This is a genomic window from Paenibacillus alkaliterrae (assembly GCF_021532375.1).
Lineage (GTDB): Bacteria > Bacillota > Bacilli > Paenibacillales > Paenibacillaceae > Pristimantibacillus > Pristimantibacillus alkaliterrae.
The window spans coordinates 14,542-29,899 of record NZ_JAKGAP010000023.1 but is presented as its reverse complement, the minus strand read 5'-3'; the positions used below and the strand labels follow the sequence as shown (position 1 = coordinate 29,899).

18 protein-coding genes are annotated in these 15,358 nt (G+C 47.6%); 13 read left to right on the top strand and 5 right to left on the bottom strand.

Features of this window, described 5'->3' with window-relative positions:
• Nucleotides 1-96: 96 nt before the first annotated feature.
• Both L1N85_RS11765 and L1N85_RS11760 read left to right on the top strand, forming a co-directional pair.
• The gene (locus tag L1N85_RS11765) at nt 97-1,065 is read left to right on the top strand and encodes a glycoside hydrolase family 43 protein (protein WP_235238049.1); all 969 of its coding nucleotides are present in this window, start codon (nt 97-99) and stop codon (nt 1,063-1,065) included.
• A gap of 1,022 nt (nt 1,066-2,087) precedes the next feature.
• Nucleotides 2,088-2,936 (top strand): DUF421 domain-containing protein, encoded by an 849-nt coding sequence (locus L1N85_RS11760; protein ID WP_235238048.1) that lies wholly within the window; start codon nt 2,088-2,090, stop codon nt 2,934-2,936.
• Between the two features lie 21 nt (nt 2,937-2,957).
• Here L1N85_RS11760 and L1N85_RS11755 read toward each other — a convergent pair whose 3' ends face one another.
• Nucleotides 2,958-3,233, bottom strand: coding sequence for a winged helix-turn-helix transcriptional regulator (locus tag L1N85_RS11755; RefSeq protein ID WP_235238196.1), 276 nt, complete (start codon nt 3,231-3,233; stop codon nt 2,958-2,960).
• Nucleotides 3,234-3,519: 286 nt separating this feature from the next.
• Nucleotides 3,520-4,248, bottom strand: a complete 729-nt coding sequence (locus tag L1N85_RS11750) for a hypothetical protein (protein ID WP_235238046.1) — start codon at nt 4,246-4,248, stop codon at nt 3,520-3,522.
• A gap of 367 nt (nt 4,249-4,615) precedes the next feature.
• Between L1N85_RS11750 and coxB the strand changes: the two genes are divergently transcribed.
• The 10 genes from coxB (at nt 4,616) to L1N85_RS11700 (ending at nt 13,597) form a co-directional block, all read left to right on the top strand.
• Entirely contained in the window at nt 4,616-5,668 is a 1,053-nt protein-coding gene (gene coxB, locus L1N85_RS11745; protein WP_235238195.1) for a cytochrome c oxidase subunit II, read from the top strand.
• Nucleotides 5,669-5,697: 29 nt separating this feature from the next.
• Nucleotides 5,698-7,581 (top strand): cytochrome c oxidase subunit I, encoded by a 1,884-nt coding sequence (gene ctaD, locus L1N85_RS11740; protein WP_235238044.1) that lies wholly within the window; start codon nt 5,698-5,700, stop codon nt 7,579-7,581.
• The gene (locus L1N85_RS11735) at nt 7,578-8,195 is read left to right on the top strand and encodes a cytochrome (ubi)quinol oxidase subunit III (protein ID WP_235238042.1); all 618 of its coding nucleotides are present in this window, start codon (nt 7,578-7,580) and stop codon (nt 8,193-8,195) included. The genes ctaD and L1N85_RS11735 overlap by 4 nt, the downstream gene beginning before the upstream one ends.
• Nucleotides 8,196-8,198: 3 nt before the next feature.
• Nucleotides 8,199-8,516 carry a cytochrome C oxidase subunit IV family protein gene (locus tag L1N85_RS11730; RefSeq protein WP_235238040.1) on the top strand — a complete coding sequence of 106 codons (318 nt, stop codon included), beginning with the start codon at nt 8,199-8,201 and terminating at the stop codon, nt 8,514-8,516.
• Between the two features lie 95 nt (nt 8,517-8,611).
• A complete protein-coding gene (ctaG, locus tag L1N85_RS11725) occupies nt 8,612-9,514 on the top strand; it encodes a cytochrome c oxidase assembly factor CtaG (protein WP_235238037.1) in 903 nt (300 codons plus the stop codon).
• 33 nt (nt 9,515-9,547) lie between these two features.
• Nucleotides 9,548-10,012, top strand: a complete 465-nt coding sequence (locus L1N85_RS11720) for a DUF420 domain-containing protein (protein WP_235238035.1) — start codon at nt 9,548-9,550, stop codon at nt 10,010-10,012.
• A 351-nt stretch (nt 10,013-10,363) separates the two neighbouring features.
• The gene (locus L1N85_RS11715) at nt 10,364-10,750 is read left to right on the top strand and encodes a GntR family transcriptional regulator (RefSeq protein ID WP_235238033.1); all 387 of its coding nucleotides are present in this window, start codon (nt 10,364-10,366) and stop codon (nt 10,748-10,750) included.
• 15 nt (nt 10,751-10,765) lie between these two features.
• Nucleotides 10,766-11,386: an ATP-binding cassette domain-containing protein gene (locus L1N85_RS11710; protein WP_235238030.1), complete on the top strand. Its 621-nt coding sequence runs from the start codon at nt 10,766-10,768 to the stop codon at nt 11,384-11,386.
• Nucleotides 11,383-12,288 (top strand): ABC transporter ATP-binding protein, encoded by a 906-nt coding sequence (locus tag L1N85_RS11705; RefSeq protein ID WP_235238029.1) that lies wholly within the window; start codon nt 11,383-11,385, stop codon nt 12,286-12,288. Before L1N85_RS11710 ends, L1N85_RS11705 begins: the two co-directional genes overlap by 4 nt.
• Entirely contained in the window at nt 12,281-13,597 is a 1,317-nt protein-coding gene (locus tag L1N85_RS11700; RefSeq protein ID WP_235238028.1) for an ABC transporter permease, read from the top strand. The genes L1N85_RS11705 and L1N85_RS11700 overlap by 8 nt, the downstream gene beginning before the upstream one ends.
• A gap of 201 nt (nt 13,598-13,798) precedes the next feature.
• On the opposite strand, the gene L1N85_RS11695 is transcribed toward L1N85_RS11700, so the two are convergent.
• The 3 genes from L1N85_RS11695 to L1N85_RS11685 form a co-directional block, all read right to left on the bottom strand.
• Nucleotides 13,799-14,263: a RidA family protein gene (locus tag L1N85_RS11695; protein WP_235238026.1), complete on the bottom strand. Its 465-nt coding sequence runs from the start codon at nt 14,261-14,263 to the stop codon at nt 13,799-13,801.
• 326 nt (nt 14,264-14,589) lie between these two features.
• Nucleotides 14,590-14,757, bottom strand: coding sequence for a helix-turn-helix domain-containing protein (locus L1N85_RS11690; protein WP_235238025.1), 168 nt, complete (start codon nt 14,755-14,757; stop codon nt 14,590-14,592).
• A 149-nt stretch (nt 14,758-14,906) separates the two neighbouring features.
• A complete protein-coding gene (locus tag L1N85_RS11685; RefSeq protein WP_235238192.1) occupies nt 14,907-14,966 on the bottom strand; it encodes a PAS domain-containing protein in 60 nt (19 codons plus the stop codon).
• A gap of 196 nt (nt 14,967-15,162) precedes the next feature.
• Between L1N85_RS11685 and L1N85_RS11680 the strand changes: the two genes are divergently transcribed.
• Nucleotides 15,163-15,309 carry a hypothetical protein gene (locus L1N85_RS11680; protein WP_235238024.1) on the top strand — a complete coding sequence of 49 codons (147 nt, stop codon included), beginning with the start codon at nt 15,163-15,165 and terminating at the stop codon, nt 15,307-15,309.
• The last annotated feature ends 49 nt before the right edge of the window (nt 15,310-15,358 follow it).

The window sequence follows — 15,358 nt, the reverse complement described above, 5'->3', positions numbered from 1 at the left end:
AACTTTGAATTATTAGAGAGCTATTTACTTATTTTATATATAAAAAGTTCTATTGACAAACAATAATTTTGGGACTCTGGAGGATGAAGAGGAAACATGAGCATGCAAGCATCTGGACAGACACAAGCGCAGCTGCGAAATCCATTAGTCGAGCAGCGTGCGGATCCTTGGGTTCTAAAACATACGGACGGCTATTATTATTTTACGGGGTCGGTGCCCGAGTACGATCGGATCGAATTACGAAGGTCGGCAACCATTGCTGGATTGGCGGATGCGGCTGAGGTTGTCGTTTGGAATCAGCATGAGAGCGGTCCCATGAGCAAAAACATATGGGCGCCGGAGCTTCATTTTATAAAAGGGAAATGGTATGTATATTTCGCTGCGGCCCGGCAGGATGCGCCGTTCTCGCACCGGATGTATGTGCTGGAGAACGCTTCGGCTAATCCGCTTGAAGGAAACTGGACGGAGAAAGGTCAAATCATGACGGACTGGGATTCTTTCTCCCTGGACGCGACCAGCTTCGAGCATGCCGGCGAGCAATATTTAGTATGGGCGCAGCAGGATCCTGCCATTCAAGGCAATACGAATCTGTATATTGCGACGATGAGCAATCCATGGACGCTCGGGAGCAAGCAAGTTATGATTTCGAAGCCGGAGCTCGACTGGGAAGTCATCGGCTTTATGGTTAATGAGGGTGCGGCCGTGCTGAAGCGGAACGGAAAAATATTTATGACCTATTCCGGAAGCGCGACGAATCATAACTATGCGATGGGACTGTTGACGGCGCCTGAGACGGCTGATTTGCTCGATCCCGCCGCTTGGGCTAAGTCGCAGGCTCCGGTATTCGCGAGCTGTCCGGAAACGAGCCAATACGGACCCGGGCATAACAGCTTTACGGTTACCGAGGATGGGGAACGGGATATTCTCGTCTATCATGCGCGCAGCTACAAGGAGATCGTCGGCGACCCGCTGTTCGACCCGAACCGCCACGCCCGCGCCAAAGCATTTACATGGCGCAGCGACGGGACGCCGGACTTCGGCACTCCGCCTGCGGATACGGTTTAGCATGGCGCTATATGATGGACAAATCCAGTAAACTGGAGCAATGGGTCCGCACATTAAAAGAAACGGAAGCGCCGAACTAAATAAAGATCGGCGCTTCTGTTTATTTGAACAAAAAAGCATTTATGTTCGGGAAATGACCACTTTTCGCCCAAAAAAGGACGGGCTTCGATCTGGAAGTCACCCTAAGAGCTTACGAGCATGTAAAGGTGCGCATCCGGGTGCCTGAGGGCATGACGGCCGAGGTGCGCGAGCGGAAGCTGGGCGTGTAAAACAAGGAGCGCCTCCGTCAAGATTCATTGCATATAGCATACTTTTTATGCGAGATATTGACATTACGCGGCAGTTAGAACATGAACTTACCACCATTATCCAGCACCTATCGGGTAAATAAACAGGAAAGAAAAAAGCATCAACAAAAATCTCCTTATCGTTTTCATATCAAAACTCGTATAATCGTTTGTCCGCTATGACCAGACAGGCGCTTAGCTGCGCGTCTCGTTTTTCCAGCTCATTTATTTATATGCGATGACGGGTTATCCACCTTTAGGGATAATTAAATTGGATAGGGCTGCCCCGCTGGCACATAAATGCGCCAGCAGAGCAGCCCTTGTGTGTATCGTATATTTAACCGGACCTTATCCTAACGAAAGGCCGTATGGAATCCCCTTGTTAACAGCCAACAGCATGTGTACCAAGTTGCCTAAAACTCGTATCCTAAAACAACGAAAGCCCTACCTCTCTTCCGTCCTCACGGTTCCTATGACCGCGCCAGTGTGAATCAGAAATACATCACGAAACAGGTTTGGGAATTAACATCAAAGAAATCAAATCCGAGGAAAAAATTGAATCTTACTGGGGATTTTCTGAGGTTAAATATAATACATTCCTATAATCATACTGCATAATCGAAATGAAAGCAAACATTTGTTTTCAAACTGTTTCATATATGTTTTATAACGATGATTGCAAACGAATGACTTTTGTCTTTCTGGATACTCTAGGAAAGGAAAGGGGGAATAGAAATGCCGGATTGGTTTGAAATTGTGCTTCGCACATTTACGGCCGTCGTCATTTTATTTGCGCTTACGAAGGCTTTGGGCAAACGACAAATATCTCAGCTGTCTCCATTTGAGTACATAACGGGCATCTCCATCGGTAATGTTGCGGGCTATATGTCGCTTGATCTCGACAATTTATGGTATTTAGGGGTGATCTCCCTGCTCGTTTGGGTGAGCCTGTCGGTCGGCATGGAGTTTATAACGATGAAGAGCAAGAAGGTTCGCGATATTTTTGATGGAAAAGCAACCGTCCTCATTAAAAATGGAAAGCTGTTCAAAAAGCAATTGTTCAAGGAACGGCTGACGCTGGACGAGCTGCTTGAGCAGCTGCGCAAGAAGGACGTATATCGCGTAGCCGATGTAGAGTTTGCGGTTATGGAGCCGAGCGGCGAAATAAATGTGCTGCTCAAGAAGGCGTATCGGCCCATCACGCCGGATATGCTCGGATGGAAGATTGGTGAGGAACATGAGGCTAAGACGGTCATCATGGACGGCGAAGTCGAGTACGACGCTCTTGAAAAATCCGGGCACGACAGGATGTGGCTGGAGCAAGAGCTGAAACGGAATAAACTGCGCCAGGAGGATATTTATCTTGCTCAAGTCGATAGCAATGGCAAGCTGACGCTGCAAACCGCCGATGATCGTCACCTGCCGGAAAACATTCAATCCGAGCCCAAGGAGCGCGTAGCTATTCTAACAGAGCAATTCGAGGCAGAGCTTATTCGCTTAGAAAGGTTGGCTCGCAACGATAAAGACCGCCAAGTATACCAGTCTGCGTTAGACCGTTTTCAGTCTCGCTTCAAGCCACAATAGGAGCATTGGATTAAACGGCAGCTATGTCCATCTAGCGGACCAAAGCTTCATTTCTTTCAAAATATGATGCAAATCCTCGCCTTTCGGCGTTAAAGAATATTCGACCGTTACGGGTACGGTAGGAAAAACGTTTCGTTCAAGCACGCCCTTATCCTCTAGATGACGGAGCGTGCTTGTTAACGCCCGCGGACTGACAGCAGGGATCAGCCGCTGTAGTTCTCCGAATCTTTTGGTGCCGCAAAATAATTCCCTCAGTACGAGAAAAGCCCATTTTCCGCCGATGACATCCAATGTCATCTCAATATTACATTCGATTTGAACAGGTTCCTTCGGAATATAATTGTGTGCGCTCACTATGAAATAACCCCTTTCTGATTGCTGCTACCAATAAGTATAGTATATATAGGAAAGATAATAAAATGAAAAAACATTCACTGCTTTTATTATCGTACGAACTACTATAAAGCTTCTTTCTAAAAAAAGCCTGGGAAATAATAAATGGCGGGGCAAGGATTATTCCTGCTCCACCATTTTTCGTTTTTGAAATCAATGATTTTCGTTATATATAATAGAAGCGATTTTTTTACCGGTCCATTTGCCTTTCGGAGGGGGTGTAGGTTCCTGGCTGCGTGATGTTCGGAGGCATAACCTTGCCGCCGGCAAAATGATATTTGACGACTGTGTTAAACTGATCGATCCACAGCATAAGCGAACGGCCTCCCCAAGCCTCCTTGGCGAATTCGTTGAAATAGTTTATAAACTCCATGTTGGCGGATATATGCACCTCTTGCACCGACGGAGCCAGCTCACGTACTTTTAGTGCAACCGTCTGTTTCAGCTCGTCAGATATATTGTTGATATCATTGACCGAGAAATATGAGTTGTACGGATATACGAGCGCTCTGCTGTTTCCATAAGGGCTTCCGGTGTCAACATTATAGACGCCTTCATTCGTTCCTGTATTGTCTTGCTCCCTCGTGCCCCCGGAGTTGCGGGTGCCTACCGCGGTCCAATCGAGCATGAGCCCGACATAAGCATTTTTATCTGTGAGCATGACGATAGCCGAAGCAATGCCGTTAATGCCGGATACTTTGCGGGAAATGACGGAGCTGTATTCAAAGAAGGAGTTATCATGCTGATGCGGATCTTTGGTCATTGGACCATAAGCTTTGCCGCCGAGCATCTTCGGATCATTCGCTTGACGGCTGCCGTAATCGGTATCGCTATGCTGGGCAAGCTCTTCGTAATTGCAGCCGGAAGCAGCTGTAATAACAACAGCGGATAGCAAAAGCGCGGCTATTCGTTTAACCATTTAGAACGGACCCCCATTCATCGGATAATGGCTATAGTTTTTGTCGCGGCGGTACAAATATACGTTTTGGCGGGCATACATAATTCACCATGGGTTTGGTGCACAATGTAGGGTAGAGAGGAAGCGGTCCTACCAGCAATGATTCTATGAAAAAACAAGCCCAAAAATGTTGCAACGATGCGATTTGACAGCTTTGAGAACAATTTGTGAACTCTCTGCTGAACATTGACAAATAGGGTCTTCAACTTTATATTTAATAAAGTGATTTAAGTTGCAGGAGTTGTAATAACATCTGTGAAACACGCAGCCTAGCCGCTTGCCACGTGATATCAGGCTGCTGCGAAAACGTCAAAAGTGGGGTTGATTAATTATGAAACGGTGGCAATTTGTAAAACGGCTTGCGCCGCTAATGGCCATGATGGTACTCGTATTAGCGGCGTGCGGACGGGAAGATTTGTCGACGCTGAATCCCCAGGGGCCTGTAGCGGAAGAGCAATTCGGACTGATGAAGCTGGCGATAGGAATCATGTTAATCGTGATTGTTGTCGTTTTTGCGATTTCTTTGTATGTCATTATTCGTTTCCGCAGACGTCCTGGAGATAAGACAATACCGAAGCAGATAGAAGGAAGCCACAAGCTGGAGGTCATTTGGACGGTTATTCCGATCATCCTGCTTATAATTCTTGGCGTTCCGACTGTACAATCTGTATTTAATTTAGCGAAAGACTACAGCAAAGATCCGGATGCGGTAAAAGTTATCGTAACCTCGCATCAATACTGGTGGGAGTTCGAATATCCGGAGCTCGGTATTAAGACAGCTCAGGAGCTTATCATTCCGACAGGCAAGACAATTTCGATCGAAGCGAAATCTGCGGACGTGATTCACTCGTTCTGGGTTCCTTCGCTTGCGGGCAAGATCGATACGAATCCTGGGGCGAACGTTAACTTCATGTATTTCTCAGCTCCGAAAGAAGGCGTTTACCTGGGCAAATGCGCCGAGCTATGCGGACCTTCGCACGGACTGATGGACTTTAAAGTAAAATCAGTGGACGAGGCTTCATTTGAACGCTGGGCAGCAGCGATTCAAGAGCCAGTAGCGCTTCCAAGCGATCCCGCGATTGCAGCGGCATTCGAGAGCAAATGTCTTTCTTGCCACGCCGTCGGCGATTTGGGCGGACCGGCTTATCCTAACCTGACTGGAATCGGCGGCCGTGAATCCGTAGCAGGTATACTTATTAACACCGATGATCCGCAATATGACAACGAAGGTTCAGTTTACGATAACCTGTACCGTTGGATTAAAAACCCTGACGAAATTAAACCAGGCAACCAAATGGGCGGGACATATGATTTAACTAAACAAGAACTTGAAGGTATTGCAAAATATTTATCCGAACTGAAACTTGACTACGAACAATAATTTATCGGTGATTGAAGGAGGTACCTACTTTGGCTCATGCGCATACGGTTAAACGTTACAGCGGTTTGATGGACTGGCTGACAACGGTTGACCATAAGAAAATTGGAATTTTGTATATGATCGCCGGCGGATTTTTCTTCCTTGTCGGCGGTTTGGAAGCGATCTTGATTCGGGTTCAATTATGGAAGCCGCTTAATAATTTCGTTAGCGCGGATACGTATAACGAGCTGCTTACGATGCACGGCACAACGATGATTTTCCTTGCGGCCATGCCGCTCTTGTTCGCGCTTATGAATGCGGTCGTACCGCTTCAGATCGGCGCGCGCGACGTTGCCTTCCCTTTCGTCAACTCGTTAGGTTTCTGGACTTTCCTGTTCGGCGGCATTTTGCTTAACGTCAGCTGGTTTACAGGCGGCGCTCCGGATGCAGGCTGGACAGCTTACGCTCCTCTTGCCGGTTCCACTTACAGCAGTAATCACGGAATGGACTATTACGTCCTTGGCTTACAGATCGCAGGTATCGGTACACTTATCGGGGGCATTAACTTCCTGGTTACGATCATTAACATGCGTGCTCCGGGCATGACATTCATGCGTATGCCGATGTTCACGTGGTCAGCATTCATTACATCGGCGCTTATCCTGTTCGCATTCCCGGCTTTGACCGTAGGCCTTGCGGCGCTTATGTTCGACAGATTGTTCGATGCAAACTTTTTTGATCCTTCAGGCGGCGGTAATGCCGTACTATGGGAGCATATTTTCTGGATATTCGGGCATCCTGAGGTTTATATCCTCATTCTGCCGGCCTTCGGTGTCATATCCGAGGTTATCAGCACATTCTCGCGCAAGCGGCTGTTCGGCTACAGCTCGATGGTCTTCGCTACCATCCTGATCGGCTTCCTGGGCTTCATGGTTTGGGCGCATCACATGTTTACAACAGGTCTTGGACCTGTTGCGAATGCGCTGTTCTCGATTGCAACGATGCTTATCGCAGTTCCGACAGGTATCAAAATTTTTAACTGGCTATTCACGATGTGGGGCGGCTCGATCAAGTTTACTGCGGCGAATTTGTTCGCTGTCGGATTTATCCCAACGTTCGTAATGGGCGGCGTAACCGGCGTCATGCTGGCAGCAGCGCCTGCAGACTTCCAGTACCATGACTCCTACTTCGTAGTCGCGCATTTCCACTACGTTATCGTGGGCGGTTTGGTTCTCGGTATTTTCGCGGGACTTCATTACTGGTGGCCGAAGATGTTCGGCCGCGTACTGAACGAAACACTTGGCAAGCTAACGTTCTGGACGTTTTTTATCGGCTTCCACCTGACGTTTTTCATTCAGCATTTCCTTGGCTTGCTTGGTATGCCGCGAAGGATTTGGACATACCTCGACGGTCTAGGCTTTAACGAAATGAATATGATTAGTACGGTAGGCGCGTTCTTGATGGGTCTTGGTACGATCTTCTTCTTGCTCAACGTTGTTGTAACGTCGGCTAAACCGAAGAATGCATCGGCGGATCCTTGGGAAGACGGACGTACACTGGAGTGGACGATTCCATCGCCGCCTCCAGAGTACAACTTCGCGCAAACGCCGCTTGTACGGGGCTATGATGCTTATTGGAAAGAAAAAATGGACGGACACAGCGGCATGACGCCTGCTGAGCCAATCGGTCCGATTCATATGCCGTCTCCATCGATTTTGCCGTTCTTTATGGGTCTTGGATTGTTTATCGCCGGATTCGGATTCATGTACGCGCAGGATTGGGGCATGATGGGTCCGATTAATACGGGTTATGTTATTGCCGCTGCAGGCTTAATAATCGTATTTATTTGCATGATCCTTCGATCTGTTTTTGACGATCACGGCTTCCACATTGAAGAAGAAGAAATCCTCAGAGATAAGGGGGGGAAAGCATGAGTGCGCATTCGCATATAGAAGGGCAATTGCCTCATGAGCCCGAGAAGGCGACCCTCGAGGGACGCAATAAAGTGTTAGGCTTTTGGCTTTTCCTTGGCGGCGAGACAGTATTGTTCGGAACGTTGTTCTCAGCGTTCCTCGCGCTTCGCCATCAAGTGCTTGACGGACCTCCACCGCATGAGCTGTTTCAGCTTCCGCTTGTCGCAATTGCGACGGCGCTGTTGTTAACATCAAGCTTGACCAGTGTATTCGCTGTACACGCTCTTCACACGAATCGTGTGAAAGCTCTAATCAATTGGTTGATTATTACGGTTGTTTTAGGTGCAGCCTTCCTAGCCCTTGAGATTTATGAGTTCTATCACTATGTGCATGAAGGACACGGCTTTACAACGAGCGCTTTCAGCTCCTCGTTCTATACGCTCGTCGGTTTTCACGGCGCGCACGTTGCCTTCGGTATCGTTTGGATCTCGATTATCATTGCGCAATTGATGAAAAAAGGCTTAAACGTTGTTACTGCTCCGAAGGTATATGTATCAGCCATGTACTGGCATTTTATCGACGTAGTCTGGGTATTCATTTTCACTGTCGTTTACTTGATGGGAAAGGTGGTTTAATCGATGGCAAGCAATCATTCAGCCACAGAGCAAAGCACCAAGCGGCATAAGGTCGAAGGAACGAAGAAGCATATTATCGCATTTTTATTCTCCGTTCTGCTAACGTTCATCGCCTTTGCGACCGTAATCAGCGGAGAAATAAACAAAGATTTTATCTACATTATTTTGATTGGGTTAGCTATTTTGCAGGTATTCGTGCAAATGGCGTTCTGGATGCATATGAAGGATCGCGGTCATATGTTCGCCATAATAGGCATTTTGACTGGAGTTTTCGTCGTATTTTCTTGCGTTATCATGGCCGAGTATTGGGCTTGGTGGTAATAACGTTGTTGTAATGGTGGAGAGGAGGGTCCCTAGGCTTGGGTCCCTCCTCTTTTGCAGAAAAAAGGCTAGCGTTACTGAAAGGAGCTTCCACGATGCTTGGCTTACAATATTTTCGCTTCGAAGAATTGTGGACCCCATTATTTTTCTTCGGAATGGCCGCGATCGTCATTCTATATTTCTATTTAATCGGTCCATGGCGGGAGCGTCATTTCCCGCAGGCTCCTGCAGCTACGACGCTGCAGAAGGCGATGTTCGTCTCCGCTGCCGCTATGTTTTATTTGGTGCACGGAGGGCCGCTCAATCTGTTAGGTCATCTGATGTTTACGTTTCATATGGTTAATATGTCTGTATCGTATTTAATAGTACCGCCTATGGTGCTGGTTGGCGTACCGAGCTTTATTTGGCGTAAAATGTTCGAAGCTCGCTTCTGGAAAAAATTCAGCTTGCTGATGCATCCGATTATCACACTAGTATTGTTCAATATGCTGTTTTCTATTTACCATGTTCCACTTGTTCATGACTATGTGATGACGCACTTCACTGTGCATCGTCTTTATTATTTTATTTTGCTCGTTACCGCATTCATGATGTGGTGGCAAATCGCTTGCCCGGTTCCCGAATGGAACAGACTTAACGATATGAAGAGGATGGCCTATGTATTCGCTAACGGAGTACTATTAACACCGGCCTGCGCTTTAATTATTTTCGCTAAGGGCTCGATGTATGCCGTCTACAGCGATCCGAACGTGTGGGTTACGGCTATGGGGTATTGCATTACCGGCGATCCGAGTCGGTTGCTTGACAGCTTCAGCGGTCCGCAGTTCTTTAACCTAATGGATGTTGTTGAGGATCAGCAGCTTGGCGGTATCGTCATGAAGCTCGTTCAGGAGCTGATGTACGGGATCATTCTCGCCTATATATTCAAGCAATGGTTCAAGCGTGAGCATAAGGAGGACGAATTGCCGAATACGAATCCGAATACAGGAACGGCTTAATTTTAAACCTATTTTAAATTGGGTGGGGTAACATTGGATATTTATACGATTATGCCGACGATCAGTACAGCCTTAATTGTCACTAGCGCTGTGCTGGTGGCATTTGGCTGGAGGCTGGCGATCAAAAGGAGATTGGAAGAGCATCAAAGAATGATGTTCTGGGCGGCCATTACCGCTATCTTGTTCTTTATCATCTATTCCTCACGTACTGTAATTTCCGGCAATACGGAATGGGGCGGTCCAGATAGTTTGAAGCCGTTTTACGTTGCCTTTCTTTTGTTCCATATTACGCTTGCTACGATAGGAGCCGTGTTCGGTATTACGACGCTTACGCTCGGCTATAAGAAGAAATTCGTCAAACATCGCAAGTGGGGAAGAGTGACTTCAATCGTTTGGTTTATTACAGCAATTACGGGTACGATGGTATATATTTTGCTTTATTTGATGTATCCGGGCGGTCATACGAAACCTATGATTGACGCTATTTTTGGCTGGTAAGGCGCATCTATTGATGCGGACAAGCCGTGCTTTCAGAAGAGATATTCTCTTTCGGAAGCACGGCTTTTTTATTTGGTTTGGAAAATGTTTACAAAGGTGAGGCACAGTAAATATACTGTGTATAAAGATATATACAGTATAAACACCGTGAATGACGAAAGGAGCAAATATTATGAGCATATGGAAGGGAGCTTGGTTTATAGCCAGGCATGAGCTGGTAAAGGATCGCTGAGGAGTCTCATCTCGCTTGCGTTTGTCGCTTACCTGCTGCTCTTCACGGCACCGTTGTATACTCGGGACTTGGATGCGGAGAGCGCAGTGTGGGTACTAGCTGGAAAAGAAGGTGAAGCCATGCGGCTGCCCATACAAATTAACGAGCAAAGTGCCGAACCGCTCTACCATCAGATTGAAGTGCAGCTGCGGGCTCTGATCGTAAGCGGACAATTAACGGAAGGAATGATGCTGCCATCGATCCGCGAGCTTGCCCAAACGGTAAAATGCAGCGTCATCACGGTCAAGCGAGTTTATAGCGACTTGGAGGCTGAGGGTTTGCTGCGTACGCGGCAAGGAATCGGCACTTATGTAGCGCAGGTTGGAGCGCAGGAGCGCGACCGCCATCGGCTCGCCGCCGTCATTGAGGCGCTCGAGCTTGCGGTCGTTGCCGGCAAGCGGAGGCAATGCACGGAGGAAGAGCTGAAGACGCTGTTTCACGAGGCGATGGGCAAGCACTACGAATAAGAGGAGGAGAAGCATATGGATGACACGACAGCGATTCGGTTAGAAGGCGTTGTGCAGAAGCGCCCGAATTTTCGACTGGGACCGCTTGATCTTAGCATACCGAGCGGCTGCATTACGGCTATCGTCGGTCCGAACGACTCCGGCAAGAACTCGACATTTCGTCTGCTGCTCGATGAGCCATCATCCGGACTTGATCCGCTGGCTTGGAAAACGATGATCGCAATTGTTCATCGGTTTATGGACCGGGGCGATCGTATAGTGCTTATGACCTCCCATATTATTGAAGAAGTGAAACGTCTTGCCGATTTTATCGTATTTATGGCTCAGGGAAGAGTACTTGGCATGTTCGAGAAGGATGAGCTGTTCAGCAGCTGGTTTACGTTATTCGTCAGCGGGGAGGGGCTAACGGCGAAAATTGCGGCGGCGATGCCGGGACAATGCGGCGTGGAGCATGCAGGAGGAACGACTTATCGCGTGACAACGAATAAGGAGTCCGAGGCGGAAGCTTGGTGCAAGGGAGAAGGCTTGCAGCTAGTAAGCAGGCAGGCACTGGAGCTGGATGAGATTATGGGCGCTTTATTGCTGCAAGACCGGTTAAGCATCAGAATGAATGAATGGAAGGGAGCAAAGACATGAATCCATTAAAGGTAGAGAAGGTCGTCAAGCAGTACGGAGACAAAACGGCGGTCAACGGGATTAGCTTTGAAGTCAGCGAAGGGGAAATATACGGGCTGCTCGGCGCAAACGGAGCAGGTAAGACTACAACGATGCGAATGGTTTTAGGGCTTATTTATCCGGACGATGGACAGATCTTGTACCACGGCAAAGCCTACAGCAACGATCAGCTTCGCAATCTGGGTTATTTGCCGGAGGAGAGAGGACTATATCAAAAGGTTCGCGTGAGTGATCAGCTCATCTATCTGGCGCAGCTTCGCGGTATGTCGAAGAAGGATGCAGATGCAAGTCTAAAGCGTTGGTTAGAGCGTTTTGAAGTTCCGGAGTATTACAATAAGAAGGTCGAAGAGCTGTCCAAAGGGAATCAGCAAAAGATTCAATTTATCGCAGGTGTCATTCATTCGCCGAAAATCGTCATTCTCGATGAGGCATTCAGCGGTCTCGATCCGGTTAATGTCGAGCTGCTGAAGACGACGGTGAAGGAGCTGCGCGATTCGGGCACGAGTATCCTGTTCTCGACGCATCGGATGGAGCATGTCGAGGAGCTATGCCGCAACATTACCATTTTGCATCGCTCGAATGTGGTTTTGAAAGGGAATATCAAGGAAATTAAGAAACAATTTCCGAAGGAACGGGTCATTCTAAGCACGGAGAACGAAGTAAAGGGTCTAGATCGCATCGGCGGCGTTACGAACGTGATCCGTCATGAATATGGCTATGAGCTCGGCATTGCAAACGAAGCGGTCGGCGGACATATTTTGCGTCTTGCGATGGAGCAGTCGGCGATTACGAGATTCGAGATCAAGGAGCCGACATTAAATGAAATATTTATTAAAACGGTAGGCGGTGACAGCCATGAATAGCTTTTGGACGGTAGTCGGATTCACGGTAAGAAACAAGCTGAAGGGCAAAGCATTCCTTATCACAACTATTATTATTGCACTTATTATGAGTACCGGCATTAATCTACCTTATATTTTCTCGCAGTTCGGCAGCGGGGATAAAGTAACAAACATCGGCTACATTGAATCGCAGCAGGCGGAGCTGGCGCCGGGCACGGCAACGGGCGATCAATTGAAGGCTTTCTTCGAGGCGCAGGAGAATCCGTCATTGAAGCTGCTGCCATACGAGGATAAAGGCTCAGCCGCAGAGAACGAAATGCAGCTTAAGCAAGCGATTACGGATAAAGATATTAAAGGTTATCTGGACTTTGGCAAAATGACGGAAAGCGGCTTCCCGGAGATGACCTACAAATCGGAGAAGCTGATGGAATTCGAAATGACGAGCTCGCTGCAGGGCGCGCTTCAAATGATCCGCCAAGGGACGATATTGCAGGATGCGGGGTTAACGGAAGAGCAAATGGCTTTGCTGAACGCTCCGATCGACATCGATACGGTTCAAATTTCGGCAACGGAAGGCGCGGGCAATATCGGCGAAGGCAAATCGCCTGAAGAGCAAGCGGTGAACATGGGGCTCATCTACTTTATTATTATTCTTCTGTTCATGGCGGTGATGATTTCGGGTCAGATGATCGCTTCGGAAATTACGGCCGAGAAAAGCTCGCGCGTCATGGAAATTCTCATTACGAGCGTATCGCCGCTTAAGCAAATGTTCGGTAAAATATTCGGCATGTTCGTAGTGGTTGTGCTTCAAATCGCAATTTATGTCGTCGTAATCATCGCGAATATTTCGATGCCGCACAACAATAAAGCGCTCGGGGACTTGAACATTGACCTGAGCCAAATTGATTCGGCCCTGCTTGCATATTCCGTCCTTTTCTTCTTAACGGGCTTCTTCCTCTTCGCTACGCTGTTCGCGGCGGTTGGCTCGCTGGTAAGCCGTACGGAGGATTTGGGTCAGGCGGTAATGCCGATTACGATTCTATCGCTGGCAGGCTTCTACATTTCCATATTCAGCATTGGAAGTCCGGACAGCATGCTGGTTAAAGTATCGTCGTTCATTCCGTTCTTCTCGCCATTTGTCATGATGCTCAGGCTCGGCCTTGCCGATCCTCCTGTTTGGCAGGTGCTGACCTCCATCGGCATATTGCTGGTATTCATCTATGCAGCCGTATGGGTTTCCGCGAAAATCTACCGCACCGGCGTGCTCATGTATGGCAAGCGACCAAGCTGGAAAGAGCTGAGGAAGGCTATGAAGGCTTATAAGGTTTAGGTAATTGATAGTTGTTGTGGGTAACGGTTATAACTGAGACTGATTACGACAATAAATGAGATAAATAACGTCACATGTTTGAGATAAACTGATTAGCCTTGATGATCCAATTACTTGGTTTATCAAGGCTTTTTAACGGAGGGTACATATGGGTTATGATTTTCACTCTTACAGCTACATAATGGAAGTATGGGTCGGAGTCTAGTCGCGCACTTCAACAATCAGCTCGATTTCCACGGGTGTGTGGAACGGCAGCTCGCTGGTTCCAATTGCAGAACGGGCATGCTTCCCGTTCTCGCCGAAAACAGCGACCAACAGGTCGGACGCGCCATTCATTACATAGGGTTGATCCGCGAAGCCCGGTGCGCTATTGACGAAGCCGAGCATTTTAACGATTTTCACAACGCGGTCCAAATCTCCGAGATAGCCTTTCATTACAGCCAAACAGTTGATGATCGTTTGACGAGCTGCAGCTTGCCCTTGTTCAATGGTGATATCGCTCCCAAGCTTACCTTCGAACATGAGTTCACCGTTAATGCGGCAGTCTTGGCCAGATAAATAAATGAGATTTCCTGTTTGATTGTAAGGAATATACGTGAAACGAGATTCCGGCGATGGTGGAAGCGTGATTCCGAGCTCTTGCAGACGTTGTTCGATTTGTGACATAGGATTGACCTCCAAATTTGATTTAAAAAAGAACGTATGATGCCGATTTTGTCTGATCTTGATCGGTAGGCTGGATGAAGCAGATATTGCGAAACTTGACCAGAAGGATACTTTAGGGACTTTTTTTACCGTTGTACTGCTCAATTCTGTGGAATAACAGTCTCTGGAGACTATTATTTGCGTACGTCGACTCCGGCTTACTCCAGCATGCCGCACGCGAGCACAGCCAAGTGCTCCAGCTTGTTACCGCGCTACAGGACGACATTATTGTTCAGGTTGATGGTAGCCCGTTCCTTGTCTAAGTTTCCATCCTGCTTGGTATTCCATTACTCTTCACTCTTCTTCGAGGCGCTTTTACCTTCTTCCAAGTAGCTATAGAGCGTATATTTGGAAATATTCAAATAGGTGCAGATCTTTTCACCCCCTTTTTTAATGAGAAACGCCCCTTTGCTGTCGAGCAGATGAATCATCCTCATCTTGTCCTCCTTGGTCATGACAGCCACCGGCTTGCCGACCTGCTCCTGCGCCTCCTGAATAAGCGCATTTTCATATACATCGAACTGGAACGTAGAATGCGTCCGTCTTTCGTTTGCGTCATATAATTGAGCTTGTTTTCGTTCACTTGATTACCCCGCAAGAGCTCCTACCCGAGATTGGTGCAGGGATCTCCGACTTTGCGGCCGGTGATATGTCCATTGGCAATGACGACAATCGTGCTTTCGTAGGAGCCGGTTAAATTATGAATGTTTTCTCCCTTGCAAGGTTATTTTGAGAAACATAGTATCACAAACCTTTTGAATATCAAACAAAAAGTTTGTTGATCTTAAAAAATATGATTTATTTTTGCAGAGCTCATGGTGGTAAGAATAAACAAGATAACCGAAAATTGAGGGATCTCCATGAGAGGCTGGTTTGCCAAATCCCTGAAGCGTAAGCTGTCTTTGCTCATTGTATTCGCCATCGTATTGCCGCTCTTGTCTACGGGTGTTGTTTCCTGCCGGATTGCGGCCTCTGTGATGGAGGATAAGCGAGGCAGGCGGGGATGAACACATTGAAGCAAATAGGTGTTAACCAACGATGCTGGTTCGATTTATT